Below are 24,822 nucleotides of genomic sequence, written 5' to 3'. Positions count from 1 at the left end.
CACTTCTTGAAAGCCTCTCGGTTGCTAGCTTGGCGACGCTGCGAAGTCGTTTGGTGGCGCTCTTAAATCATCTTCGTCTTGTGAGTCATGGCGCCGAATTCGCTTAACCAAATGCCGGCGCCGCGAATGATGTCGCGGTGCTTCACGCATGCGAAAGACTCTGGCCAAGTTTGCCTCTTCCTGCCGCCCATACAACACCTGGGTTATGCACAATGTTTATGCTGCCTCGATCACTTACCCCGCTGGTACTTTTCTGTGTAGCAGCAGCGGTCTCGGTCCCGTCTTCCGGCCAAAACTTGCTGATCAACGGCGATTTCGAGATGCCGGCCGCGATTCCCGGCTGGGACTTGGTCGAAACCGTCAGTGGTATGCCGGAGGCGACGGCCGATTCGGCGCAGCTGAGTGTAGCGGGCAACCAGCCGATGGAAACCGCCGAGATGTTCGGCATCTGGCTGAGGCCGTTCGTGGGTAATCAGAACGATTTGGAAGGCACAAACTCCCAGACCAATGCCTACTTGTCGCAAACCGTGCCGGCCACGTCCGGCACGAACTACACGTTCACTGGGTGGTCAAAGTGGGAGCAGAACTACTCCGGAGCGGTGGGAGCACTCGACTTTCTCTCTCCGTCCGGGGGCGGGACGTCACCCACGGAGAGCATGTTCGAGGTCGCCTTCCTTGACGGCGGGGGGGCGGTGCTGGGCGCTCCGGTAGCCCTCGATCTGCGCACGGTGCAGTTCGGCGACGCCAATTGGCGCCAGCACGAAGTGATGGCCACCGCCCCGGCCGGAACGGTCAGCGCGCGTGTGACCGCATCGGCGACCGACATGATCATCAACATCGACCCAGAGCAGTCGGCCTTCTACGACAACTTCTCACTCACGCCCACCGCATCGCCGGACAGCGAATTGCTTTTCAATGGCGACCTGAACGACCCCCTCTCGAACCCGGGCTGGGCCGTGACCGAGCCGCCGGCCACCAACAACGCCAGCATCGCGATGGAGTCCTACGCCAACAACACCCCGGGCGGCGGCACGGGCTTTTGGTTGCGCGCCTTCTCCGAGGGCGACGCCTCCGTCTCGCAAACGGTCGCCGGCTCGGCGGGACTCACCTACAACTTGACGGCCGCCTCGAAGTGGGAGGAAAACTACTCCGGTGGCTTGCTCGATACAGACACCGAAACCTTGCTCGAGATCGCCTTTCTGGACAGCGAGGGCGAGGTGCTGGGCGACCCCGCCACACTCGATCTCCGGACCGTACAAATGAACGACAACACGTGGCGCACGCACATGTTGAGCGCCGCCTCCCCCGCCGGAACGGCGCAAGTACGGGTGTCGGGGCTCGCCACCGACATGTCTTTCACCGATGGGGGCCAGTCGGCCTTCCTCGACGACTTCTCGCTCACGGTCTCCACCGGCGTGCTGGCGGGCGACTACAACAACAACGGCACGGTCGACGCGGCTGACTTCACGGTGTGGCGCGACAACCTCGACACGGCCTTCGCTCTGCCCAACGAGACGGTCACTCTCGGGTCGGTGACCATCGAGGATTACAACGAGTGGGTGAGCCACTTCGGCGACACGTCTCCTGGACTGGCTTCCGCCTCGGGTGTGCCCGAGCCGACCGCCGCCGTCCTTGCCTTGGTGGGACTGCTGGCCTTCGCCGGTTCTTGCCGGCGAGCCTCGTCGCGGTGACCGAGTCTTTCCATTCCATATCCGGGGGGAGACGGGATAACTCTGAGATGCGTTTGACGACCAAAACAATCCGGCGAGGCGACGGATTCACGCTCGTCGAACTGCTGGTGGTGATCGCCATCATCGGCATCCTCGTCGCATTGCTGCTTCCAGCGGTCCAATCCGCAAGGGAGTCGGCGCGACGCACCCACTGCATGAACAAGCTGAAGAACACGGGCCTCGCGTCGCTGAATTTCTACGACACCTACAATCAGTTCCCAACCGGCGGCACGGCGCCGGGCGCCAACGTCGAAGACTACCTGCGCGACTCGGCCTCGCAGAACAATCCCGACCTCCGGCAGGGCCCGCCCAATGGCCCTGAGAAGCAAGGGCTCTGCTGGATGTATCAGATCCTGCCTTTCTTAGAGGAGGGGGCGCTGACCGACATCGTCCATCAAGAGGACCTTCGGGCCCACGTCGTGACGATCTACGTCTGCCCTTCGCGGCGGGCGCCAACCGTCGGCCCCGAGGGCATATCGCTCGTCGACTACGCGGGCGTCACCGCCGGTCCCTCGCGTTCCGAGAGACTCGACGACTTTGAAGATTACCTCGCCAACCCCGCCGACCATCACAAAGAAGCCTTCTGGGGATGCCCGGGATGCACGGCCGGTTTGCCCGGTTCTAACCTCGTCAGCACTATGCAGAACCTGGGAACGCCGGTGCAGTTCCGCGGTATTATTCAGCGCGTGGACTGGCAAGTTTATCTTCCGCCACCGGCCGCCTTGCCCGCCGGAGGCCGACACAACGGCTTCTTCTCCAAGATGACGATGGCCAAGATCACCGACGGCACGAGCAAGACCATGTTCGCCGCGGAGAAGTGGGTTCCCCCCCTCTTCTACGATGGTCGAAGCATGGAGGGCATGGGACGCCCCGAGCGGAGAGACGGCGACGATCGTGGCTGGGCCGACGGCTGGGATTGCAACAACATGCGGTCGACCTTGTTCGCCCCACGCCCCGACACCCAGGGCGAGTTGCCCGTCTCGGCGACTTGCAACGAAGAGGGCGATTTCCCTTTCGGATCGGCTCACACAGGTGGCATGAACACCGTTTTTGCTGACGGGGCGGTGCACTTCATCTCTTTTGATATCGAGGTCGAGAGCTTCAACCTGTTGGGCCACCGTCACGACGGGGAGGTTGTCACCGATTTCGCATTCTGAGTTGGCGCCACAGACCTGTGCGTGGAACGGGGGTGCTGAGCAATATCTCGTTCTTTTCCTTTTGCTTCTTGAGGAGACCCGCTAATGAACCGCCGAACGAATCTTGTCTTGGCGCTAGGCGCCTGCTGGCTCGCCGCTGGCGTCGCACTGGCCGACACCCCCGTGATCGATGGAGTTGTCGCGAACGAGCGTGTCTTCAACGATTTCCCCGACTCCAGCCTGTCGACCACCAACGGCAACAGCGTGAACGGCGGTCCGGGCGTCAGCCAGGTCATCTTCGATGAATCGAGTTTCGGCACGGGCGGCTTCGCCAACCGGCACGACGCGTTGCTTTCGGACGACGGCGGCGCAACGGGGGCCCTGTTTCGCATCGACGACAGCTACACCTTCAAGACCGACCTCACACTGGATGTCGGCTCCACCTCACCCCGCAAAGAGGCCGGACTGCGCATCAACAGCCCGGTCACCGGAGACGCGCTGTTCATCGTCAACAGCGACGCCGGTGAGATCGTCGCTTTCGGGGGGCCCTTCTTTAGCTTCAATAGCGAGTTCGGGGTCAGCTACACGCCCGGCGACACGATCACGATGGGCTTCACCCTCATCGGTGGCGGCGACGGCAATGGCGGAGTGGCCGACACGATTCAGTACTTCATCGATCACCCCACCGCCGGTTATTTAGCCAGCCCTGCGCTGCCGTGGAGCAATCTCGAGTTGGGCCCGGTCAACTACCGTCTGGGCATGTACACCCAAACGCAGCCAGACGGCTCCAACGCAAACGAGTTCGTGTCGACTACGTTCGACAACATCATGTTTACGGCGGTGCCCGAACCGAGCGGACTTGCGTTGCTCGGGCTAGGCGCGTGGGTGGCCGCAGGGCGATGCCTCCGTCCTCGGCGCCGATAGCCTTCTACGAGGCCGAATTGCACCCGGCTTGGTCGGTCCTAAGAGCTGAAAACCACGGTCATCGAACGAGGGGCGCCCGCTTGCGGGCGCCCCTCGTTTCTGTTTCTAGCTTGGACTGCCCGGCCGTCTCTAGAGCGGTTTTCGAATTGGTGTGGACGAGCGGGGAAGCGATTGGGGGCGTGGCGAGGAAGCCGAAGCAGGCAATGCGGTGCATTGTCGATGCAGGCTGACGAAGCCATGACGCCGATCGCGAGCCGAGCGTCTACACCTATGAGCAAACCGCTCTAAGAGGCGGATTTTGCCCCATTGTGAAGGCCGGATGAGAGAAGATCTCACGCCCTGTGAGTGACCTTGGCCTCCGTGCTTCGGTCACCCGACAACGCCAGGGCGAGCTCGAGTGGCAGTGCCCATTCGATCTCGACTACTGCGTTCGCCACCTGCTGGGGCTCGACCACCGCAAGTTCCTGACCAGCTCTGATGGGAGAGTTCAGCGCACCACGCGGACCTGCTTTGCGCACTTCGTGGTGAGCGTGGGTATCTGCTGCGATGTTATTGCGATCACGCCCTCATTCGCCGATGTCCGCGCCCCGATAATCGGCCTGCTGAGGCGTTGACCAAGGGTGCGTGGCTCGCTGCTTTTCACTTCTTACTTTGGATAAGAAGCTCGGGGGCATCGAGCACCAGGTAGTGGCCGTGGTCGGCCGTGACGATCAGCAGCGATTCGTCCCAATTGCTGTTCCGCTCGACCCAGTCGGTGATGACGCGAACGGCGGCGTCGCCGCTGTTGACCGCGCCGATCGAGGCGTCGAGGTTGTTGTCGTGGTTGGCCCAGTCGACGTCGCCCGCTTCGGTCATCAGCCAGAAGGGGGACCCGTTGGCCTCGAGGACCGTGAGCGCCGCGGAGGTCATCTCCGCGAGTGTCGGGTTCTCCTCGATGTCCGCCTCGCTGTATTCGATTGGCTCGTCGTCGACGCCCGGCGCAGGGTCGTAGTTGCCGTCGGCGCTCGCGTAAGGGAGGTTGCCGGCGATCGAGCTCGGCGGGCCAGACACGCCGTAAAAGCCGAACAGCCGGGTGTTGGTCGCGACGGCCCGTTGGGCGGCGTCGAGCAGCGACTCGCCCCCCGCGACCTCGGCGGTGCGTTGAGCGACCACGTAGCGGCCCCCCTCGGCGACATCGCACTTGCGCAGGTCCTGCTGGGTGAGGTACCGGTTGCCGGGCGTGAAATTGTCGCCTTGGCCGTTGTCCTTGAGCTTCTCGACGCCGTGCCCACAGCCGATCAGCACGTCGAGGCCGCTGAGTGGTTCATCGGGGTGGCTGACCGAGGGCAGCCCCAGCAGGTCGCGTGTGATGTCTTGGTAGTCGCCGCGGCTGACGTTGTGCCCGTAGGCGCAGGCGGGCGTGGCGTGGCTGATCGGAACGCTGGTGACGGCGCCCACCATGTAGCCGCGTGCTTGGGCGAGGTGGGCGATGCTTGGCGTGAGGCGGCCGTCGCCGTCCACCCCGATGGCGCCGTTGTACGATTTCACGCCGCAGAACATGCTGGTGGCCGATGCGGCCGAGTCGGTGTAGGCGTGGCGCACGGCGGCGTCTTTGGGGCCCGCCACCAGGTACTCGGGCGTGGCCGGCGTGCTCCAAGGATACAGCCCAGCGATCGACGCGCTGTAGCCGCCGGGCAGGCCGCTGCCGGGGTTCTTGACGGTTTGGCTGCTGGGGTCGACCTGGGCGCCGTCGCGGAAAGGGCTCGTCACCATCCAGCCGAACTGGGTCGACCCGTCGGCTTGGTAATCTTGGAAGTGGGCCCCAACGCCCCGGCCCTCGTTGTAAGCCACCTTCCGTAGGTTCCACGTAGACGCCGCGCGTGTGGTCTGCCAGTCCATCCCATCAAAAACGACGACGAAGATGTGCTTCCGGCCGGCTTCGAGAGCGGCGAGCTGCAGGTCGAAGATGTTCGTCTGATCCATGTAAGACGCGCTGGGATCGACCGAGTCAGCGGAGTCACTGCGGTAAAGCCGCTGGATCTGCGAGCGGTCGCGGTACGGGCTGTGCTCGCCGGTGTACGACGCGAGGTCGATCCCATCGCCGGCGCCTTTGGTGCCGTAGGTGTAGACCGGTATGAGCCGGTTGGAATGAGATGTCCAACTGCTGTAGAGGTCGGGGTCGGGACCCCAGTGGGCGGCCTCACTGTGTTTCGAGGCGACGGCTTCCGATTGCATGTCGCGCAGCCCCCCCGCCAAGCAGGCCGGAGAGATCAGCAGGCAAGTGCAGACGAGAAGCGAGCGGCTTAGCATCTTCATAAATCCAAGGCCAGGGGAGCAATCGGCGCCTGTTCTCGGGGCGAGCAGGCGAACGAAAACAGCTCGAGGCGGCGACTAGGTTCCGTGGGGGCAGACAAAGTCCGTAGCCCAGGATTATCGCTCACGATGGCCCGCGTGTCACCGGTTCGCTCTAGCACAGCTCCCTAAGCTGCCGAGGGCAATGGCGTCGTGCGATGCGGTATCTCCCCCGAATCGGTCTAACTTAAGGATCGGACGACCCCTGAGTTCTCACACGGATGGCGTCCAGCTAGGTCAAGAAACGGACCAGAAAGGCGGGGATGTGACGGGTCTAGTCGCTTCGGCGTGCGAGCGCCTCGCGTAAGACGCAGGAGCCCTCGTCGGCGGCGCCCTTTCGGTAGCGGGCGAGCAGCTCTTTCGATCGGCGGGCGAGCATGCGGCGGACCTCGCGGCGTTTGCCTTTGACGCGTGGGATCGTCATCGAATCGTAGGCGGTCGTCTGGTGACGCATCCAGGCGATCACCGCCGCCTCGGCGCGCTGCTCGACCGGGATCCGTTTGGTCCGCGCCACCGTGCCGCTGCCGACCGGCGTGGCGTGGTCGGCGATGGCTCCGGCGAGCCGGTCCGCCAACGCCGCGTGGCTTGGATGAAAGGCGAGGTAGTCGCGCACGGCGGTGGTGAACTCGCCGACGTACTCCGATTGCGCCTTCGCGCGGCGGTTGGCGCTCGCCTCTTGCTTCTTGGCGTAGGCCTCGGTTGAGCACTCGGCTTCGCGCTGCGCACGGAGACGCTCGATCGTCTCGGCCGGCGCCCACACGCCCTGCGAGAACGTCCGCCTGCCGCGTTTCTCCTGCACGAGCCAATGCTCGCCGGCGGCCTTCACACGGCGCGTGAGCGCCCCGTCGCCCGGCGGCAGCAGCTGCCAGCCCTTGGGGACGTCGAGCACATCGCCGTTTGCGGCGCGGACCGTGCGGTCGCGGGGTCCTGGTCGGTAGGTCTTGTCGCTCACTTCGCTTCCTTGCTGTGCGGCCTTCGGGGATCGTCTCAGCTAGAACTGATTGGGGTTAGGGCGTCTCCGACGCCGGCCCGCCTGACAGCGGGCGACCCGGGATTGTAAACTCGTGCCACGCAACTTCACACGGCGCCGCTAGAACCAACGAGAACCGAGCACCGGATGGCCTGGGCGACACCCGAGGGATACTTCGACCAGTTGGATCGTTGGCTTGATATGGAGGGCGTCGCCGAGCGGCAGCGGATCACGCTGCGCATGCAGCAGGGGCGATCCGGCAGCCCCGAACGGTCGGGCGAGACGCTGATCAACCTGCGGGTTGCGGACCACCGCTCGGGGCTGGGCGGCCGCCACCTGATCGATTTCACCAAGCCTGCCGGCGAACGGCTGCCGATGAACCGGCTCAAAGTCGGCTCGCCAGTTCTGCTGTCCAACGAGGACCGCCTCGACGAGGGAGGCATGCCGGGCGTCGTCAGCCGCCGCACCACGACTGCGATCCAGGTCGCCCTAGACGCCTGGCCCGATGGTAAGCACTTCCGCATCGACCTCTCGCCCGACGAGCGGACACGCCTGCGACAGCACGCGGCGATGGGCCGGGCTCGGATGCTGAGCGGCTCGCAGGCGCGGCTGCGCGACCGCCTGATCGGCCTCGACGAGCCCCGTTTTGACGAGGCCCCCGAGCTGCGGTTCGCGACCGGCCTGAACCCGCCGCAGCAAGAGGCCGTGCGGTTCGCCCTCTCGGCCAGGGACTTCGCCATCCTCCACGGCCCGCCGGGCACCGGCAAGACGACCACGCTGGCCGAGGTGATCCATCAGGCGGTGCTGGCCGGCCAAAAAGTGCTCGCCTGCGCGCCGAGCAACACGGCGGTCGACAACCTGCTCGAGCGGCTCGTGCCGCTGGTCCCCTCGGTGCTGCGCGTGGGGCACCCGGCGCGGGTGTTCGAGGCGCTGCGGGGGCACACGCTCGACGAGCTCGTCGAGCGCGACGATTCGACCAAGATCGTTCAAGAGATGTACCGCGAGGCGGAGGGGCTCATGCGCGGCGCCTCGAAGTCGTACCGCTCGCGCGACGCCCACCGCCGCAAGGGCGAGCTCTACGCCGAGGCCAAGACGCTCCGCCAGCACGCCCGCCAGCTCGAGCGGCACATCGTCCAGCAGGTGCTCGGCACGGCCGACGTGATCTGCACCACGATGACGATCGACGAGGAGTTGCTCGGCGACCGGCGGTTCGACCTGGTTGTGATCGACGAGGCGTGCCAATCGACCGAGCCGGCTTTGTGGCAGGCGATGCTCCGCGCCGACCGGCTGGTGATCGCCGGCGACCACTGCCAGCTGCCCCCCACGGTGCTCTCCAAGGAGGCCGCCGAGGAGGGGTTCCGCGTCAGCCCGATGGAGCGGCTGGTCGGCCAACTCGGTGAGCGGGTCTACCGCCGGCTCACCGTGCAGTACCGCATGCACGAGTCGATCATGCGGTTCTCCAGCGACCAATTCTACGACGGCGAGCTGGTGGCCGACGCCTCGGTGAAAGAGCGCCGCCTGGCCGACCTGCCCGCCGTCGGTGAGGCGGGCGAGGGGCTGCCGGTGCTCGAGTTTTGGGACACGGCCGGCGCCGAGTGGGGCGAGGAGTTCGAGCCCGACGGCCACAGCAAGCGCAACCCCCAGGAGGCCGCTTGGGTTGTCGCCCAGGTCAAAGAGCTGATCGACGCCGGACTAGAGCCGAGCCAGATCGCGGTGATCGCGCCGTACGCGGCCCAGGTCCGGCTGCTCAGGAACCGGCTGCGGATCGAGGGGCTCGAGATCGACACGGTCGACGGCTTCCAGGGGCGCGAGAAGGAGGCCGTCGTCATCACCTTCGTGCGGAGCAACCACGAGGGCGAGATCGGCTTCCTCGCCGACACCCGGCGGACCAATGTCGCCCTGACCCGCGCGAAACGCGCCATGCGGGCGATCGGCGACAGCGCGACGCTCGGGGGCGACCCGTTTTACGCCGAGCTGTTGGAGTACTTCCAGCAAGAGAACGCTTACCGCACGGTGTGGGAGCTCGACGATCTGTTGCGCTGAGCGGGCGCCGACTCGGGCGTTGAGATGCTGTGCGCAGGTCGCCAAGCGTTGTGTCGAGTTAGGCGGGTGGGAATCCTCTTCGCCCCGGCGCCCTGCTGCTATATTGGGTCTCCCCCTGCCCTCCCCCCTTTGCACCGAGGTCGTAGCAAGTGGAAGACGACAGCGATCCGAGCGACGCGCTCATCGAGCGGGTCCGCCAACGCGACCCGGCCGCCCTGGCCGACTACCTCGACGCGGTCCGCCGGCGGATGATCGGCTTTATCAAGTCGCTCTGCAGCGACCGGCTGCTCTCGGTCGTCGAGCTCGACGACCTCTACCAGGAGGTGTCGGCCACGGCGCTCACCGGCCTGGCGACGGCGCCGCTCGACGAGTACGCGCCGATCGACTGGCTGCAGCAGATTGCCCGCCGGCGGGTGATCGACGCCCACCGGTTCCACTTCGAGGCCCAGCGCCGCGACGCCGGCCGGCAGCAGTCGATGCACGCCCAGGCCGACTCGTCGGTGGGCGGCATGGAGGCGTTGCTCGTGGCGAGCATCACCTCGCCCAGCGCCGCGTTCAGCCGCGACGTCCGCATGGACCGCATGCAGCAGGCGATGGGCGAGCTGACCGAGGAGCAGCAGACCGCCATCCGGCTGCGCTACGCCGAGGGCCTGCCGACCAAAGAGATCGCCGAGAGGCTCGGCAAGACCGACGTGGCGGTGCGAGTGCTGCTGTCGCGCAGCATGCGGCAGCTGGAGAAGCAGCTTGAGGACGTGCGGCCGAGCGAGCGATGAGGGCGGAATGACCAATGACCAAGCCCCAATGACCAAGAAGGGCTCGAATCAAAGCCTATTGGTCATTCGGTCATTCACCGCACGGGGAGAGTGAGTACGCAAAAAAACGCCGCCGAGCCAGTTGGCTCGGCGGCGTTTTCGTTAACGGGCGGGTTGCGTGTTGGAGGCTCAGCTGCGAGCGAAGTTCAGCCCGTTGTCCTTGCCGCCGTCGAGGCGGAAGTTGAAGCCGCCGCTCGCCAGGGCTGTCCAGGCGCCCCTCAGCTGTTGCTGGTCGGTCGAGCGGACGAGCACCAGCTGGCCATTGGCGACGCTGTAGCTGCCCTGGAAGGAGCTCGCCTTGCCGTCCTTGATGGCGGTCCAGCTGAAGTTGCTGTTGGCGCCCAGCTCCAGGCGAACCGTCGTGCCGTTCGACAGCGTAGCGGTCCAGACCCCGACCTGGCCGGCGGCGGGCGCCGCAGCGGGCGCCGGCGACTGGCCGCCCATCGAGGCGAGCAGGGCCAAGGCCGACTGGGCCGCCGTACCCTGGGCCGCGTTGGCCGGGGCCGCTTGCTGAGCGGGCTGCTGAGCGACAGGCTGGGCCTGCGGGGCGGGGGGAAGCTGCTGCGTGGCCTGCTGCTGTGGGGCGAACTGCTGCGGGGCGGCCTGCGGCTGGCCGGCGAACTGCTGCTGAATCGGCTGCTGAACGGGCGCCGGCTGCGAGTAAACCCGGCGGACGGGAGCCGAGTAAGCGGGCCGCGAGTAGCCGCCGCGGTAGCCGTTGTAACCGCCACCCCGGTAGCCGCCACCGCCGCCTCCGCCACAGGCGAGAACGGGCGAGGCGAGGCTGGCGAGCAGGGCGGTGAGCGTGGCGGCGAAGGTCAGGTTCTTGATCGTGGCGAACATGGCTGAGTTCCTTGTATCGAAGGGGTTGAGAGGTTTTGGCTAGGAGCGGCTGTCGCCGTCTCACAAACGGCTAAGCGGCGGGGCTGCTGATCCGTTACCGATGTTTCCAAGAAAACCTTCGGGTGCGTTTCCCCGCAGCTCCCAGGGACTGTCTTGATTGGCCAGCTTGGCGCCAGGCGTCTCACCCCTGCCCTCTCTCCTCCCCATTCATGGGGGAGTAAAAAGAAGGGGCCGCCGCAGCGTTCGCCGCGGCGGCCCCCATGGGCGCCAAACCCTCCCAAGCCTCACGCCCGGCGTGGCCGGCTCTCAGCGATTCCCCTCAGCCATAAGCTCCCTTCCTCGGCGAGCTGAAAGCTGACCGCTGAAGGCTGAAGGCTTACTTTCACTCCGCCAGCCAGCTGTCGAGCGTCTCCGAGGCGGTCTGGGCGGTCTCCTTCGGCTTGAGCTCCTTGGCCATCTCGCTGGTGATCTTAGCGGCGTACTCGATCGTGCTCCGCAGGGCTTCGGATGTGGCGGTGGCGTCCATTTTGACCAGGTAGATCACCAAGTAGCCGCCGCTGGGATTCTGCTCCACGGACCAGGCCCCCAGCTTTGTGCGGGCGTTTTGTTCCAGCAGTCGCAGGGTGGTCTCGGCCGTGGGCGCCGCGTCGAGTGTGGCTGCCAGCGACCAGATCTTCCGCACATCGGCCCGCTCGTAGTACTCGGTCTCGCTCGTGATGAAGACGCCCTGCTCAAGGCTGTCCTTCAACTCGACGTCGATCTTGAAGTTGCCGCTGGTGTGCTTCTCGTACTTAAGTCCTGTGCTCGTAAGCAGATCGGCCACCGGCAGAGGGGCCGGTTTCCAGGGGCTTTCGAGAAAATCGCGGATCTCGGTCACGTCGACGCAGTAGCTCACCAGGTTGCCTCGCTTGGCGATCGCCTGCGACACGCCGATCAGCTTGCCCGTGGCGTCGACCACCGGGCCGCCGCTGTCGCCGGTGTTGATCGGCGACTGTGTCTCGACGACGGTGAACTCGTGCTCACCAACGCCGGTGCGGAACTGCTTCTTGTAGACCGCTCGCACGGTGCCGGAAGTGTAGACCCACAGGGCGTCGCTCGTGCCGGGGTTGCCGATCGAGTCGACGCCCGTGCCGGGGCTGGTGCTCTTCTCGGCCAGCTCGATCGCCTTGGCGCCCTCGGGCAGGCGGTCGAGTTGCAGCAGAGCCAGGTCGCGTTTGCGGTCGACGGCGACGATGCGGCCTCGGACGCCCAATTTCCGCACGTTTTTTAGGTAATGCGACTTTTCGACCACCGGGCGGTCTTCCTTCAGATCGCGAAAAAACAGCACGGCGTTGCGGCTGTCGCCCACCACGTGGGCGTTGGTGAGCACGAGCTTCCGTTCGGCGTCGACCAGCACGCCCGTGCCGCTCGAGGTGCCTTCGGAGTTCTTCGCCAGCACCCAGGTGGTGGAGTCGAGCGTCTGGCGGTAGTTGGCCGCGTCGGCCAGGGCAGCCGGGGCGACAGCGGCCAGCAGGGAGAAGGCCCCTAGGGCGATCGCGACGCGGCGGCAGTCGGATTGAGTGAGCGTGGACATGATTAACCTCGGATTGGCGATTTGAGAGGGAAACGACTTGGTTCTAAGTGCTTAAGCGGTGTGGCGGGCGGTTTGTTACCAAGGATTTCAGCCGATTTTGGCCCTCAGCCATCCGTCGGTCGGCTCACGGCTTGGCGGGTTTGAATTGCAGCGTCGTGGCGCCCAACTTCAGCTCGAAGCCGTCAGCCGAGACGCCCGAGAGATTGCCGGCGATCTTCAGGTTGTCCTTGCCCGACAAGGTGAGCCGGTCGCCCGTGCGGGTCGCTTGGCCGGTCGAGGTGGTCGATTTGCCGTCTTTGACGTGCACCAAGTTGAAGGCCCCATCCTCAGCGATGCGGATGGCGAAGGCTTGCCCGTCGCCAACCGTGGCGATCCAGGAGCCGATCGGCAGACCGGCCGCCGACGCGGCGGGAGCGTCGGCGGCGGCGGTAGGAGTGGCCGCCGGTGTGCTGGAACTCGTATTCGCGGCGGTTTCGTCGCTGTCCTTACCACTGCCCCACGCCTTCTGACGCAACTCGGCGAGCCGGGCCATCGACCGCAAGGCCCGCTCCAGGCGGCTGGGGGTGAGCCCGCGGTTGCTTAGCGTGTGACGCAGCTCCAGTCGGCTCTCAGAAGCGTTGTAGACAAAGTAGACGCCTGGGGCCGTATCGGCCGTGGTGATCAGCTCCAGCAGACTCTTGGAGGAGAGGGTTTCTCCTTCGGCCAGCTTGCGGAGCGTCATGGCCACGTCGATCTGATCGCGGTCAACCGCCACCGTGAGCGTGGCGGGCAGCGTCAGGCCCGACTCGGCGATCTTAGTTGACACGGTAGCGGCGCCCTCCCGTTTGCCCTCGAGGCCTGATTTTTCGAGCAGCTCGGCGAGCTGCCCGGCGCCGGTCACGCGGCCCGCAGCGGCGGCGGTGGTGTTCGAGGCCTCCGGGGCTGTTTCATCGGCGAAGACCGACTCGATGGCGACATCTGAGAAGAGCGATTCCTGTCCCCACGCCGTGGTAGTGGCGAGGAACAAGAGCGGCAGGGCAAAAGCGAGAGGGCGGAACATGGCTGGTTTTCCTTGTAAAGCAGTGGTTTGAGAGGGTTCTTATCTAGCCCAGCGCAAGCGAGGCCCGGTTGTTACCCCAAGCCCGGCTCATTCTGCCCATATTGCCACGATGGAGCGAAATATGGGGGACAGCGGCAGGCTTCCGGCCATGGCCCGATTCTGGGAAGCATAGCCCGCCAAGCCTTTTTATGAGCAGTTTAAGGCCCCGCTTCGGCCCCGCAGACGTGGATGAGCCGGTTTTCTGACTCGCAGAGTCATAAGCCTAGAGCGGTTTACTCATTGGTGTAGACGCTCGGCTCGCGATTGGCGTCATGGCTTCGTCAGCCTGCATCGACAATGCACCGCATTGCCTGCTTCGGTTTCCTCGCCACGCCGCCAATCGCTTCCCCGCTCGTCCACACCAATTCGAAAACCGCTCTAGTCTGGCCCCGTGATCGGTCACGAGAACCGCCCGCCATACTTTTCTCGATTCTCTCGTAACGTTCCGCCGCCCCGGCCGCTTAGCCGTTCAGTCAAGAACGCTTCGGACCGGCGAGACACGGCAGACTCGACCGACTCCTTTCAACCAACTCTGCCAAATCAGGAGACACGACGATGTTCAAGACCATGACCCTGGCTGTTGCCGCTCTACTGTTCGTTGGCACTGTGGCGAAGGCTTCTGACGACCTGCTCGACCAGATGGCGAGCGTCAACCTCGATGAGATCAGCGACGCCTCGGCCGACATCGAAGAATTTGGCCTCGACGGCCTGGATGTCGACCAGCTGGCCGGCGACGCCGGCGCCGCGGTCGACGACGACTCCGACGCGATCGAGGCTTGCTTCCGCCGCTTCGGTTACCGTCGCCACCGGGGCGGTTACGGCTACGGCTTCCACCGCAGCTGCTACCGCACCTACTCGCACTGCTACACGAACTACTGCCGCCCGCTGTACTGCTACCGCCCGGTCTACACCTATGTGCAGCAGTGCTACCCGGTCTACACGAGCTACTGGGGCTGCTACTGAACCGCCCACGCTCGACACCGACGACCCGACGCCCGCCCGGCGGCCGCTCACGCGGCCGCCGGGATTTTTTGTGCGCTCATCGAGCGGCTGTGAGGCGTTTCCAGGCGTTAATCTTCCGGCAGGCCCCGGAGATCTAGGGTCGTTCCAAGTTTCTGAGAAACCTTGGTTTCATCGGTAACACCCGGCCGCCGTCGCCGCTTAGCCGTTCAGTCAAGAACACTTCGGAGCGGCGAGACACGGCAGACTCGACCGACTCCCTTCCAACCAACCTCTGCCCAATCAGGAGACATGACGATGTTCAAGACCAACGCGATGATCCTTGCTGTGGCCGCCCTGCTGTTCACCGGCGGCTCGGCGAAGGCTTCTGACGACCTGCTCGACCAGATGGCGAGCGTCAACCTCGATGAGATCAGCGACGCCTCGGCCGACATCGAAGAATTCGGCCTCGACGGCCTGGATGTCGACCAGCTGGCCGGCGACGCCGGCGCCGCGGTCGACGACGACTCCGACGCGATCGAGGCTTGCTTCCGCCGCTTCGGTTACCGTCGCCACCGGGGCGGTTACGGCTACGGCTTCCACCGCAGCTGCTACCGCACCTACTCGCACTGCTACACGAACTACTACCGCCCGCTGTACTGCTGCCGCCCGGTCTACACCTACGTGCAGCAGTGCTACCCGGTCTACACGAGCTACTGGGGCTGCTACTGAACCGCCCAAGCTCACGACCGATCGAACGCCCACCCGGCGGCCGCTCACGCGGCCGCCGGGTTTTTTCATGCGCGTTACCTGGCGGCGGAGCGGCTTTGCAAGGCTCCAGGCGCCCCCTTGGAGACTACCGCCACTCAGGTCGTTTGAGGATTTCTAGAAACATCAAGTTCTTCGGTAACACCCGGCCGCCGTCGCCGCTTAGCTGTTCAGTCAAGAACACTTCGGAGCGGCGAGGCCGGCAGCCTCGACCAACTCCTTTCAAACCATCCTGCCGAACTAGGAACCTCTCGATGACCAAGCTCGCCCCCCTTGCTCTCGTTGCTCTGCTCTCACTGACCGCCGCCGCCCAGGCCTCCGACGACCTGTTCGACCAGATCGCCTCGCTCGACCCGAGCCAGCTGACCACGCCGAGCGAAGACGGCCTCGACGCCACCGTGACCGGCCACCGCGGCGGGAATGGCGGCGGTCACCGCGGTGGCGGCAACGGCGGCGGAAACCACGGCGGCGGGCGCCGCAACTTCCACCACAACGGCGGCGGCAATCACAACTTCCACAACAACCACCGCGGCGGGAACTTCTACTTCAACCACGGCGGCCACCACAACAATCACCACAACAACCACCACAACTACGGCGGCCACTGGAACGGCTACTGGCCCCCGGTTCAGCACGCCCCGGCGCCGCTCTACGTCGCCCCGGTCGAGCCGGTTTACCAAGGCTACTGGGGATGCCACTGAGCCCCTCCGCTGCTGCGACTGCTTCCGAGCCCGGCGACCGAACCAACGGCCGCCGGGCTTTTTTCTCTTTCCACGAATTTCAAGGAGCTTTCGATGAACGTCTCATTCATGCGTGTCTTACTGCTCGCCGCGGCGGTCGCCCCGCTCGGCGCCTCCGCCTCGGCCCAAGGCCTCGGCCCGGCTGGCTACCAGCAACTGCTCATGGGCGGCCCACGCTGCGACCACGTGATCGACCTGCTGATGCGGTTTGGCATCGGCGGCGGGGCGGGCGTTGGCCCGGCGGCCGGCATGATCGCCCACTCGCCCTACGGCCCGATCGAGATGCCAGCCGTTGAGCTGGGCGACCTGCAAATCGCCGGCGTCGCGCTGGTGGCCTCGGACGACCCCGCCTGCGCCCCGACCTACGCCGTGACAATCAAGAACTGCAGCCCACGGGACGTTTGCCACCTGCAGGTGACTCTCGTCGCGTTGCTGGGACCGATCCGGCCGCACGACCCGACGGCCCTCGCCACGGTCGACTCGATCCCCGCAGGCGGGTGCGTCGAGATCGCCATCCAGCTGCCGATCGAGTCGCTCGCTATGGGCCAAGGCGTGCTGGGCGACGGCTGCCCGCTGGCGTTCCAGAAGCTGCTCGTAGCGATCGACAGCCTCGACGGCTTTGCCGAGATCGATGAGTCGAACAACTTGCAGCTACTCTGTCGCAGTGACATTCCGGCGCAAGTGGTCGTCGAGGCCCCGGCGGTCGAGGCGATCGGCGAGCCGGCCGACGCGCCAGCGGCGGTGCAGCCAGTGGAGCCCGCGCCGGCTCCCGAAACGCAGCAAGGCGAGCTCGACTCAGCGCTCGACGCCTTTGGCGTCGAGCCGACGGGCGACGACCCAATGGGGTCGGAAATCGACGCGATGCTCAGCCAGATGTGATTCTGGCTGATCGCTGAGGCGTAAGCTTAGGGCCGCCGGCAAACTTGCCGGCGGCCCTTTTTCGTAGGCCACACAGAGACGGATAACAAATCCCCCGCTTTCGCCCGCAGGAGCGAGCTAACGTGTCGCGCCCGAATCGATCAACCCCGGCGCCGCTGCGCGGCGGGTCGAGAGCACCTCGCCCATCCGTTCCCACGCCGAGAGCACCGCTTGGTAGGCGGTGAACGAGGCCAGCAGGCCGACGGCCGTCGCGGCGACAGCCGTTTGCAGAATGTCGCGCGCCAGCACGTCGCGTGAGGCGAGCATCGCCACCGCGAGCAGCGGTATGACAGCCGCCGCCAGCAGGAAGCCGGCCGCCTCGCGGCGGACATTGGCGAATCGGCGGTCAAACCCTGGGTCGTGCAGCGACCGGCGGAGCATCCTCGGGTAATAGACGAGCGACACGGCGAGCAGCAGCACGAAGTAGGGGTAAACGCAGGCGATGCCGCCGTCGACCAGCAGCGAGAGGAAGAAGTGGAACGCCTCGTCAGGCGGGAAACCGGGGTGCCACAGCCGCAGAACCACGGGGTAGATGACTCCGGCGAATCCCCACAAGGCGCCGCCGATCGCCGCGCCACGGCCGCAGAGCGCCACGATCGCGTCGAGCGCTGGGGCGTCCACACGGCGGCCCGCTCTGACATCGGCCATCGCTTGAGCCAACGGCCTTGTGAACCACAGGGTGAGAACGCCCCCCAGCGGGAAGGCGATCGAGTTGACCCACGTGGCGAGCAGCTGGAAATTGGCCTGCATCTCCGGGTGGCGACGGATGATCACCCGCTCGTTGTAGAAGTAATTGAAGACCCCCGCCAAGATGTTCGGCAGCAGCACGGCCAACGCCGCCACCAGCCAGGGCGAGGGCCAAAGCGCCGCGCGGCGTAGGCTCCGTGGCTTGGGGTCGAACAGGTCGGCCGCCGCCGGGTGCATCGCCAGCCGCAAACCGCCCGCCAGCTCGGCGCCCGAACGCGGACGCTGCTCGGTGTCGTAGCTAATGGCGCGGCGGAGGGTCTCCTCCAACGCCCGATCGCTGCCGCTGCCGTTCGACTCAGGCGTGAGGGGCGGCACCTTCCTCGATTCGAGCTGTGCAAGGGCGGCGGCGTTTAAGTCTCCCGCGGCGCCGCTCGCCTCGAACGGCCGGCGGCCTTGCCACAGCTCCCACAGCAGCACGCCGAGCGAGTACAGGTCGGCCGACTCGCGCACCTCCGTCGGCGCGTCGAACCGGCTGGCCGTCAGCGCCCGCAGGTGCTCGGGCGCCATGTAGCCGATCGAGCCCCCCATGGCCGACTCGGCGTCGTCCGCCTCGGCGCTGACGTTGAAGTCGGCGAGCTTCGGCACGCCCTCGGCCGAGAGCAGCACGTTGGCGGGCTTCACGTCGCGGTGCAGCACGCCTTGGGCGTGGGCCGCGTCGAGGGCGTGGGCCAACTGGGCGCCGAGCCAAGCGACCGCCATCGGCCACGAAGCGGCGGCGAGCCACGCCCGCGCTGCCGAGTGCTCGGGCGCCAGCTGCGCGGCGGCGAGCATCCGCTCGTCGACCTCTTCCAAGATCATCGCGCCGCTGCGGTCGGCGGGGGTGGTCTGCGCCGCCCGACGGACCACCGGCGACAGCGTGCCGCCGGGCAGGTACTGCATGTAGAGCAGGTGAACGCCGTCGTCGTCCAATTGGCGTTGATCGTACACGCGGACGATGCTCGGGTGATCGAGGCGGGCCATTGCCTGCGGCTCGCCCGCCGCCGCCCGCGACACCTTGAGCGCCACGAGCCGCTGCATCGACTCCTGACGAGCCAGGTAGACTTGCGCGAACGCCCCCCGCCCCAAGGTTTGCACCACCAGGAACTCGTCGACGCGCTCGCCCGCGGCGATCTCTTCGGGCGGCGCCTGGCGCCCGGCGCCGCCGGTCGCGGTCGCGACCCCAAGGAATCGGTCGAGCGTTGCGTGATGCTGCGGGAACCGCGCCGCGTACTCGTTGCGCTCGGGCTCGACGCCGCACTCCTTGCGCAGCTGCAGCTCTTCGAGTACCAAGTCGAACGGCGCCCGCTCGGCGCTGATTGAGGGAGACAAGGCGTTGAAGTAGCGGTCGAGCGTCGGCGCGACGTCCGATTCCGCCGCCGCGGCCATGTCGAGCTTGATCATCTCGACGAGCAGGCCCTCGGCGTGGACCGTGCCTCCCGTGGGGAGCATGCCGGCCAGCTCAGCCGGGTCCGCCACGGGCGCCGCCTCGGCGAGCCGCTCAAGGCATTCTTCCAGCAGATCATCGAACGGCCGCTCGGTGGCGCCATCGGTTAGCTTGTTGTCCGAGTCGGCGGGGTCCGCGTCTGGCGTCATGAAGTCTCTCGTGCGAGCCGCACGAAGGGGGAGCGAAGTTGGGAGCTATCTCGCAAGGCGCCGCCGGAAATCATAAGACGACGATTACCGGGTTTGCTGCGATGTTGCGAAGCGTTCAGAAAAACAGTTTCGTTCATCCGCCCCCCGGCCGCAACTTCGCTGACGAGTTAGCCCGCGTCCTCGGGAAGCGGCGCATGCATGAGGCGGCCAAAAGTAATCCAAAAAGCTTTGCGACAGCCGGCTCAAAAAAAGTACCGCCATCGCACGCCAAGATACTCGCCGGAAAAACGCAGCGCGACGTCGTCGAATCGGCCCAAGGCTCGAAAGAACGCACTCCTTCGAGACTATCGCGACCCCCTGCGGCGCCCAATTATCTTTGTAGCGGCCCGATCACCTAATTTCGACAACCGCTTTTGGGCCAAGCGCGCAGCAGCGATTTTTGGCCACTAGCGATTTTGTTGTATGCTCTGCAGTGGGCCGGACTTGCGCCGATTCTTTGGCGTCGCCGAATCGACGTAAGTCGCGCAGTGAAATATTTGGCCGCGCGTTTGAGTCGGTCCGATAGAGGTCTCGCGCAGAGGCGCGGAGACGCAGAGCAGACGCAGAGCAGACGCAGAGCAGACGCAGAGCAGACGCAGAGCAGACGCAGAGCAGACGCAGAGCAGACGCAGCGCGGGTAACCCAGGTTTTCAAACCTGGGTCGCCGCAGGCGACATGAAACGGCAGAGCAGACGCCGTGTAGCACACGAATCGCCCGACCACGACCGTTCAGCGGCCGCTTCTTGTGGCTCCGCCACCCAGGTTCAAGTACCTGGGCTACCCGATTGGCTATTTACTCATCTCTTCCCATTCCGAGATGAGGTTATGCGGCTGCCAGAAATGATCCCAACCTTGTCTATCATGGAAATTGGTTGTCCAGTACACCGGTCTCCACTGTAGCGGCGACAAACGTAGGTTATCGAGGCTTTTCGGTTGTTCGGTGTACATGAATACCGCGCGGCCCAAGGTGTCGTTCAGGTTGAGCCATCCGCTGTTTGCACTGCGCCGTGACCAGCCAATAGATAATGGCCCAGCGACGAGTCGACCACCACAACTCTCACCGAGAAGTTCTTTTCCTCCGTCCCGGGTGTCCTGGGCCATTGTATTGCCAGGAACGTCGATGGTCTGGAATACTTGCGAGAGCTGGCTTGCCGATTCGGCGCCAGACTCACTCGATTCGATCATCGCCCACCGAAGTGGGATGCAGGCTCTAGTGTCATTCTCAATCGACTCAGTCAGCGGCGCCTCGACTTTTACTGCAATGATTTTTCCATCTTCAAGTCGGAAGAGTTGATACCGCTCATACTCAATCAGGACGGATGTCTCAAATCCAAGAGCATCTGAAAGTGACTGAGAGTAGCGTTGCAGGTAGGTTATTTGTGCTTTTTGGCGATAGGTTGCGAAGGCAAGAACCACGATGGCCATCACTGCCAACATGTCGATTAGACGGTACCGAATCGAAAACGAGTACTTGCGACGCTTCTTCAAATGATCAGTTCCTCGTTGTTTCGTGTGGGATAAGATATCCCTGTAGGAAGAACTTGAAATTTTACTGCTAAGCAGAATGGCTAAATATTTAGGACTGTGCTTGCCGGTAGATAAATACACGCCACGACGAGATCTCTTGTGCCGATAGACCTGCCCACCTTACGGCTGTATCAAACAAGTGTATTTCACCCCGTGGTGCGCATGCCGGCCGCCACGCCTTTGATGGCGAGCTGCACCAGGCGGGCGAGCTGCTCGGCCTCGGGCGTCTCGGGCTCGGCCTCGCCGCTGCGGCGCATCAGCTCGAGCTGCACGAAGTTCAGCGGGTCGACGTAGCGGTTGCGCACGCGGATCGAGCGCTGCAGCCAGGGGATGTCGTCGAGCAGCTCGTCGTTGCGGGTGATCCGCAGGATCGCTTCGCGGGTGCGGTCGAACTCGACGTAGATCGCGCCGGCCACGGCCTCGAGCGCCGCGGGGTCGTCGACCGTGTCGAGGGCCTGGGCCACGTAGCGGCGGAACACGGGCATGTTCGCTTTGGCAAGCGCCAGGGTGGTGTTGTCGATCGTCGCCTGGAAGAAACGCCAGCGGGCGTACATCTCGCGGAGCGTGTCGATCCGCTTCGGGTCGGCGTCGAGCTCGGCCAGCACCGCCGAGCCGAGGCCGTACCACGCCGGCAGCAGGCAGCGGCTCTGGGTCCAGGAGAAGACCCACGGGATGGCCCGGAGGTCTTGGATGCTGTCGCCCCCCTTGCGTTTAGCGGGGCGCGAGCCGATCGGCAGCTGTTCGATGCCGGCGATCGGAGTGGCCGTGCGGAAGAACGGCACGAAGCCGGGCTTCTCGACCAGCAGGCGATAGGCCTCCAGGGCCGAATCGGACATGCGGTCCATCGCGGTGCGCCACTCCTGGGTGTCGTCTTTGGAGTAGTCGTGCGTGGCCGCCATCAGCACCGACCAGAAGACCTGCTCCAGGTGGCGGTGGGCGATCGGGTGCGAGTCGTAGCGCTCGGCGAGCACCTCGCCCTGCTCGGTGAGGCGGAGCGAGCCGTCGAACGTGACGCCGGGGAGCGACAAGATCGCCCGGGCGGCCGGCCCGCCGCCTCGGCCGAGCGAGCCGCCGCGGCCGTGGAAGAACGTGACGTGGACGCCCGCCTGGGCGCCGGCGGCGTGGATGTTGATCTGCCCACGCTGCAGCGCCCAGCAGGCGGCCAGGTAGCCGCCGTCTTTGGTGCTGTCGCTGTAGCCGACCATCACCATCTGCTGGTCGCCCAACGCGGCGACGTGCTCCCGGTACTCGGGCAGCTCGAGGAGCCCCTTGAGGATCCGCGGGCCGTCGTTGAGGTCCTCGATCGTCTCGAGCAGCGGTGCGAGCGGCAGCCGCAGCTCGGCGTCGCGTGGGTCGCCGCCGCCGGTGCGCTCGCTCCAGCGCCACAGCCAGAGCACGGTGAGCACGTCGCTCGGCTCGTGGGTCATGCTGACGATGTGGGCGCCGAGCGACTCCATGCCGTATCGCCGCGCCAGCCGACGCAGTGTGCGGAACAGCTCGAGCGTCTCGCGGGCCGAGTCGGAAAGGTCGACCGGCGAAAGGTTCTTGGCCAGCGGCATGGTCTGCCGCAGGAGCTCGATGCGGCGCGCCTCGTCGAGCTCCTCTTCGGCGCCGAGCACGCCCGAGGCGACCCACAGCTCGCGCATCACGCTGGCGTAAACGCCCGAGTGCTGGCGGATGTCGAGGCGGGCGAACTGCATGCCGAACACGCCGATCTGGTCGAGCCACTCCTGCAGCTCGGTATCGGCCAGGTCGGCGTTGTCGCTCTCGACCAGCGCTTTGCGGACGTGCTCGAGGTCGGCCTGCAGCTCGGCGGCGCTGCCGTAGGCCCCTTCGGGCGACGGCTTGCCGAGCGTTGAGCGGCGCGACTGCTCCAGGCGCCACATGACGATCCGCAGCCAGAGCCGGTATCCCTCGCTGGGGGCGAGCCCTTCGATCTCTTGGTCCAGCACGGGCCACAGCTCGCGGGCTTGCTGCACCAGGCTGAGCAGGTCGCCGCAGCCGCGGCCTTCGTGGCACGCCATGCTGAGCGAGTCCAAGAGCCGCCGGCAGCTGTCCAGGTGGGCGTCGAGCGCCGCGTGGCGGAGCCACTCGACCGTCTGGCGCGTGATGTCGGGCGTCACATGAGGGTGGCCGTCGCGGTCGCCGCCCATCCAGCTGCCAAACCTCAGCGGACGCGCGCAACGCAGGTCGCCATCGGGGTACGAGGCGGCGATCGCCTCGCGTAACTCGTCAAGGATCTTCGGCGCCGTGTCCCACAAGACCGGCAAGAAGGACAGCCCGCGCTCGACCTCTTCGAGCACCGTGGGACGCATCGGCCGGGCGGCGTCGGTCTGCCATAGCTTGGACATCTCGCGCTCGACGCGGCCCTCGACCCGCTGACGCTCGCGCGGCAACAGTTGGGGGTCGTCGCGTTCGGTCAGCAGCCCGCGGAGGTTGCGCAGCTTCTGCCGCAGGCTCTTGCGTTTGGCCTCGGTCGGGTGGGCGGTGAAGACCAAGTCGATGTCGAGCCGGTCGAGCGCCTTCTGCACCTCCATGGCCGAGAAGCCTTGCTCGCGGAGCGTGGCGAGGGCGTCGCGGATCGACTCCTTGCGCGGCTGGCTGGGGCGGCTGTGGGCGGCGTCGCGGATGGCGCGCACCCGCTGGCGGTCCTCGGCTAGGTTAGCGAGCTCCAGGAAGCCGCTGAACGCCTTGACCACCACCTTCAGCAGGTTGTTCGGCAGGTTGGCGAGCCGCTCGGCGAGCCGGTCGCCCGCCCCCTCGTCGCCGTCGCAGAAGGCCCGGGCGTCGGAGCGGACCGCCTCGACGAGTTCAAAGCCGTCGTCCCCCTCGTGGGCTCGCAGGGCGTCGCCGAAACGGCGACCCAGGTAATCAACTTCTTCGCGCAGCTTCTCAGAGGGTGGCATGAGGGGCGGGGGTCGGGAGGGAGGGGGAGCGGGAAACGAGCGGATCCGCCAACAGCGAGGATAAGCTTCTACAGCCACGCGGCAAGCCGTCGCCCAGCAAAAAGCCTGATAATCAAGGGGTTTAAGGCTTCAAGTCGCGGCGTGGAGGCAAGCATGGGTTGGCGGTGCGGGCGGTTCAGCGTGCCGCGATGAAGCAGACGAACTGCGACCAAGTGGCGGCTGATCTGCCGCCCGACATGTCGCTCAGGCCGGTGCTTGTACATCTCATGTGGAAAACCACTTACAGGGCTTGGTTTGACGGTATCGCTACAGGCGATTGGGAGTAGGGGACGAAACTCAATCAATGTGCGGGAGATCGCATATCGTTAGGGCAGAACAGGGCAGGGAGTATCACGGATGATTCGTTGTATGGCGGTGCTGATAGGTTTCGTGTTATCCACCACGTGCTGCGGAGTAGTTCATGCACAGCTCAGCGCGAGCGCATTGTTCTGCGTCGACGTCGAGGCCGCGCTGAGTATTTTGCCCCCGACGGTGAGTGTGATCTCGCTGACGCACGACGGCACGGCAAATGACCAGTCGTTGGGCAACACGCTCTGGCCCTGTTTGGTCAACGACGCCGATGGCGCGGTCGTCACCTTTTCGACTCTCACAGGGTTTTCGCACCAAACGCTGCCGCTTGTCGCGCGTGATGTGGAACTGACGCTAACCATCGATTCGGCCGATGGCGGCGCCGGCTGGTCGGTCACCACGGGGACCGACCAGACGGATGTCTCGGCGGTGGTCCCCGATGTTGTTGCCACGGTCCAGGCCGAATCGACCGGGCCCGGCAGCGCGACGTTCGACCTCGAAGTCGCGTTTGTCACCGGCAGCCTCGCGACGCTCGTTCCTGGCACGTACTGCGTGACCGTGGTGGGCACCATTACCGCGAACTGATCGCCGCGTTCCAAGCTCAGCGTTGAGCCTCGCTACGGCAATACTTCCTAACGCTGTGGATCGAGCCGCTATCAACCACCCCGCTTAGGTGTGGGAACTGCAAGGCACGGGGGGATTCGATGGCCAACCGCAAAACACCGCGCCGCACATTTCTGATCGTGCTGTGTGTGGTGATCCCGACGGGTGGCGGCTGCGCTTCGGCGTCCAAAGAGCCAGCGGCCACGCAGAGCGCGGCTTCGTCGCCCGAGCACTGGCACGGCGGGGGCGTGCAGGAAGAGTTCCGCTTCCCAGCG

General features: G+C 65.5%; 19 protein-coding genes. 11 read left to right on the top strand and 8 right to left on the bottom strand.

What is annotated here, in order from left to right; translation table 11 throughout:
* Positions 1–320 precede the first annotated feature (320 nt).
* The 4 genes from Mal64_RS15870 to Mal64_RS15855 all read left to right on the top strand — a co-directional run bounded on the left by Mal64_RS15870 (position 321) and on the right by Mal64_RS15855 (position 4,404).
* On the top strand, positions 321–1,691 hold the full coding sequence (locus Mal64_RS15870; protein WP_146402016.1) for a hypothetical protein: 1,371 nt from the start codon (positions 321–323) through the stop codon (positions 1,689–1,691).
* 47 nt (positions 1,692–1,738) lie between these two features.
* Complete coding sequence (locus Mal64_RS15865; RefSeq protein ID WP_146402014.1) at positions 1,739–2,887, top strand: DUF1559 family PulG-like putative transporter; 1,149 nt, start codon at positions 1,739–1,741, stop codon at positions 2,885–2,887.
* Positions 2,888–2,971: 84 nt separating this feature from the next.
* Entirely contained in the window at positions 2,972–3,790 is an 819-nt protein-coding gene (locus Mal64_RS15860; protein WP_146402012.1) for a PEP-CTERM sorting domain-containing protein, read from the top strand.
* A 341-nt stretch (positions 3,791–4,131) separates the two neighbouring features.
* Positions 4,132–4,404, top strand: a complete 273-nt coding sequence (locus Mal64_RS15855) for a hypothetical protein (RefSeq protein ID WP_146402010.1) — start codon at positions 4,132–4,134, stop codon at positions 4,402–4,404.
* Positions 4,405–4,429: 25 nt separating this feature from the next.
* Here the strand turns inward: Mal64_RS15855 and Mal64_RS15850 are convergent, their stop codons facing one another.
* Both Mal64_RS15850 and Mal64_RS15845 read right to left on the bottom strand, forming a co-directional pair.
* Positions 4,430–6,085, bottom strand: a complete 1,656-nt coding sequence (locus Mal64_RS15850) for an alkaline phosphatase (protein WP_146402008.1) — start codon at positions 6,083–6,085, stop codon at positions 4,430–4,432.
* Between the two features lie 310 nt (positions 6,086–6,395).
* Positions 6,396–7,073, bottom strand: coding sequence for a DUF2293 domain-containing protein (locus Mal64_RS15845; protein WP_146402006.1), 678 nt, complete (start codon positions 7,071–7,073; stop codon positions 6,396–6,398).
* A gap of 165 nt (positions 7,074–7,238) precedes the next feature.
* Between Mal64_RS15845 and Mal64_RS15840 the strand changes: the two genes are divergently transcribed.
* Together Mal64_RS15840 and Mal64_RS15835 are read left to right on the top strand one after the other, a co-directional pair.
* Positions 7,239–9,134, top strand: a complete 1,896-nt coding sequence (locus tag Mal64_RS15840; protein WP_146402004.1) for an AAA domain-containing protein — start codon at positions 7,239–7,241, stop codon at positions 9,132–9,134.
* Positions 9,135–9,283: 149 nt separating this feature from the next.
* A complete protein-coding gene (locus tag Mal64_RS15835) occupies positions 9,284–9,907 on the top strand; it encodes an RNA polymerase sigma factor (RefSeq protein WP_146402002.1) in 624 nt (207 codons plus the stop codon).
* A gap of 168 nt (positions 9,908–10,075) precedes the next feature.
* Here Mal64_RS15835 and Mal64_RS15830 read toward each other — a convergent pair whose 3' ends face one another.
* From Mal64_RS15830 to Mal64_RS15820, 3 genes are all read right to left on the bottom strand, one after another.
* Positions 10,076–10,789 (bottom strand): hypothetical protein, encoded by a 714-nt coding sequence (locus Mal64_RS15830; RefSeq protein WP_146402000.1) that lies wholly within the window; start codon positions 10,787–10,789, stop codon positions 10,076–10,078.
* Between the two features lie 382 nt (positions 10,790–11,171).
* Entirely contained in the window at positions 11,172–12,362 is a 1,191-nt protein-coding gene (locus Mal64_RS15825) for a S1 family peptidase (protein ID WP_146401998.1), read from the bottom strand.
* A 124-nt stretch (positions 12,363–12,486) separates the two neighbouring features.
* Positions 12,487–13,401, bottom strand: a complete 915-nt coding sequence (locus Mal64_RS15820; RefSeq protein ID WP_146401996.1) for a hypothetical protein — start codon at positions 13,399–13,401, stop codon at positions 12,487–12,489.
* Between the two features lie 594 nt (positions 13,402–13,995).
* Here Mal64_RS15820 and Mal64_RS15815 point away from each other — a divergent pair.
* From Mal64_RS15815 to Mal64_RS15800, 4 genes are all read left to right on the top strand, one after another.
* Positions 13,996–14,403 (top strand): hypothetical protein, encoded by a 408-nt coding sequence (locus tag Mal64_RS15815; protein WP_146401994.1) that lies wholly within the window; start codon positions 13,996–13,998, stop codon positions 14,401–14,403.
* Positions 14,404–14,697: 294 nt separating this feature from the next.
* A complete protein-coding gene (locus tag Mal64_RS15810; RefSeq protein WP_146401992.1) occupies positions 14,698–15,111 on the top strand; it encodes a hypothetical protein in 414 nt (137 codons plus the stop codon).
* A gap of 290 nt (positions 15,112–15,401) precedes the next feature.
* Positions 15,402–15,848, top strand: coding sequence for a hypothetical protein (locus Mal64_RS15805; RefSeq protein ID WP_197525813.1), 447 nt, complete (start codon positions 15,402–15,404; stop codon positions 15,846–15,848).
* Between the two features lie 93 nt (positions 15,849–15,941).
* On the top strand, positions 15,942–16,766 hold the full coding sequence (locus tag Mal64_RS15800; protein WP_146401990.1) for a hypothetical protein: 825 nt from the start codon (positions 15,942–15,944) through the stop codon (positions 16,764–16,766).
* Between the two features lie 117 nt (positions 16,767–16,883).
* On the opposite strand, the gene Mal64_RS15795 is transcribed toward Mal64_RS15800, so the two are convergent.
* From Mal64_RS15795 to ppc, 3 genes are all read right to left on the bottom strand, one after another.
* Entirely contained in the window at positions 16,884–19,124 is a 2,241-nt protein-coding gene (locus Mal64_RS15795) for a serine/threonine-protein kinase (protein WP_146401988.1), read from the bottom strand.
* 828 nt (positions 19,125–19,952) lie between these two features.
* On the bottom strand, positions 19,953–20,771 hold the full coding sequence (locus Mal64_RS15790) for a hypothetical protein (RefSeq protein WP_197525812.1): 819 nt from the start codon (positions 20,769–20,771) through the stop codon (positions 19,953–19,955).
* A 65-nt stretch (positions 20,772–20,836) separates the two neighbouring features.
* Positions 20,837–23,596: a phosphoenolpyruvate carboxylase gene (ppc, locus tag Mal64_RS15785; RefSeq protein ID WP_146401984.1), complete on the bottom strand. Its 2,760-nt coding sequence runs from the start codon at positions 23,594–23,596 to the stop codon at positions 20,837–20,839.
* Positions 23,597–24,004: 408 nt separating this feature from the next.
* On the opposite strand from ppc, the gene Mal64_RS15780 reads away from it, so the two are divergent.
* Entirely contained in the window at positions 24,005–24,529 is a 525-nt protein-coding gene (locus tag Mal64_RS15780; RefSeq protein ID WP_146401982.1) for a hypothetical protein, read from the top strand.
* Positions 24,530–24,822 lie beyond the last annotated feature (293 nt).

Origin of the sequence: Pseudobythopirellula maris, from assembly GCF_007859945.1 — a bacterium.
GTDB lineage: Bacteria > Planctomycetota > Planctomycetia > Pirellulales > Lacipirellulaceae > Pseudobythopirellula > Pseudobythopirellula maris.
The sequence above is the reverse complement of the archived record's forward strand: the minus strand, read 5'-3'. Positions and strand labels throughout refer to the sequence as shown.

What these genes read in the sequence shown, in the direction of transcription:
- Mal64_RS15825 (WP_146401998.1), bottom strand. Translation starts at nt 12,362, where the DNA reads ATGTCCACGCTCACTCAATCCGACTGCCGCCGCGTCGCGATCGCCCTA.
- ppc (WP_146401984.1), bottom strand. Translation starts at nt 23,596, where the DNA reads ATGCCACCCTCTGAGAAGCTGCGCGAAGAAGTTGATTACCTGGGTCGC.
- Mal64_RS15795 (WP_146401988.1), bottom strand. Translation starts at nt 19,124, where the DNA reads ATGACGCCAGACGCGGACCCCGCCGACTCGGACAACAAGCTAACCGAT.
- Mal64_RS15860 (WP_146402012.1), top strand. Translation starts at nt 2,972, where the DNA reads ATGAACCGCCGAACGAATCTTGTCTTGGCGCTAGGCGCCTGCTGGCTC.
- Mal64_RS15870 (WP_146402016.1), top strand. Translation starts at nt 321, where the DNA reads ATGCCGGCCGCGATTCCCGGCTGGGACTTGGTCGAAACCGTCAGTGGT.
- Mal64_RS15830 (WP_146402000.1), bottom strand. Translation starts at nt 10,789, where the DNA reads ATGTTCGCCACGATCAAGAACCTGACCTTCGCCGCCACGCTCACCGCC.
- Mal64_RS15820 (WP_146401996.1), bottom strand. Translation starts at nt 13,401, where the DNA reads ATGTTCCGCCCTCTCGCTTTTGCCCTGCCGCTCTTGTTCCTCGCCACT.
- Mal64_RS15810 (WP_146401992.1), top strand. Translation starts at nt 14,698, where the DNA reads ATGTTCAAGACCAACGCGATGATCCTTGCTGTGGCCGCCCTGCTGTTC.
- Mal64_RS15865 (WP_146402014.1), top strand. Translation starts at nt 1,739, where the DNA reads ATGCGTTTGACGACCAAAACAATCCGGCGAGGCGACGGATTCACGCTC.
- Mal64_RS15805 (WP_197525813.1), top strand. Translation starts at nt 15,402, where the DNA reads ATGACCAAGCTCGCCCCCCTTGCTCTCGTTGCTCTGCTCTCACTGACC.
- Mal64_RS15840 (WP_146402004.1), top strand. Translation starts at nt 7,239, where the DNA reads ATGGCCTGGGCGACACCCGAGGGATACTTCGACCAGTTGGATCGTTGG.
- Mal64_RS15780 (WP_146401982.1), top strand. Translation starts at nt 24,005, where the DNA reads ATGGCGGTGCTGATAGGTTTCGTGTTATCCACCACGTGCTGCGGAGTA.
- Mal64_RS15850 (WP_146402008.1), bottom strand. Translation starts at nt 6,085, where the DNA reads ATGAAGATGCTAAGCCGCTCGCTTCTCGTCTGCACTTGCCTGCTGATC.
- Mal64_RS15800 (WP_146401990.1), top strand. Translation starts at nt 15,942, where the DNA reads ATGAACGTCTCATTCATGCGTGTCTTACTGCTCGCCGCGGCGGTCGCC.
- Mal64_RS15815 (WP_146401994.1), top strand. Translation starts at nt 13,996, where the DNA reads ATGTTCAAGACCATGACCCTGGCTGTTGCCGCTCTACTGTTCGTTGGC.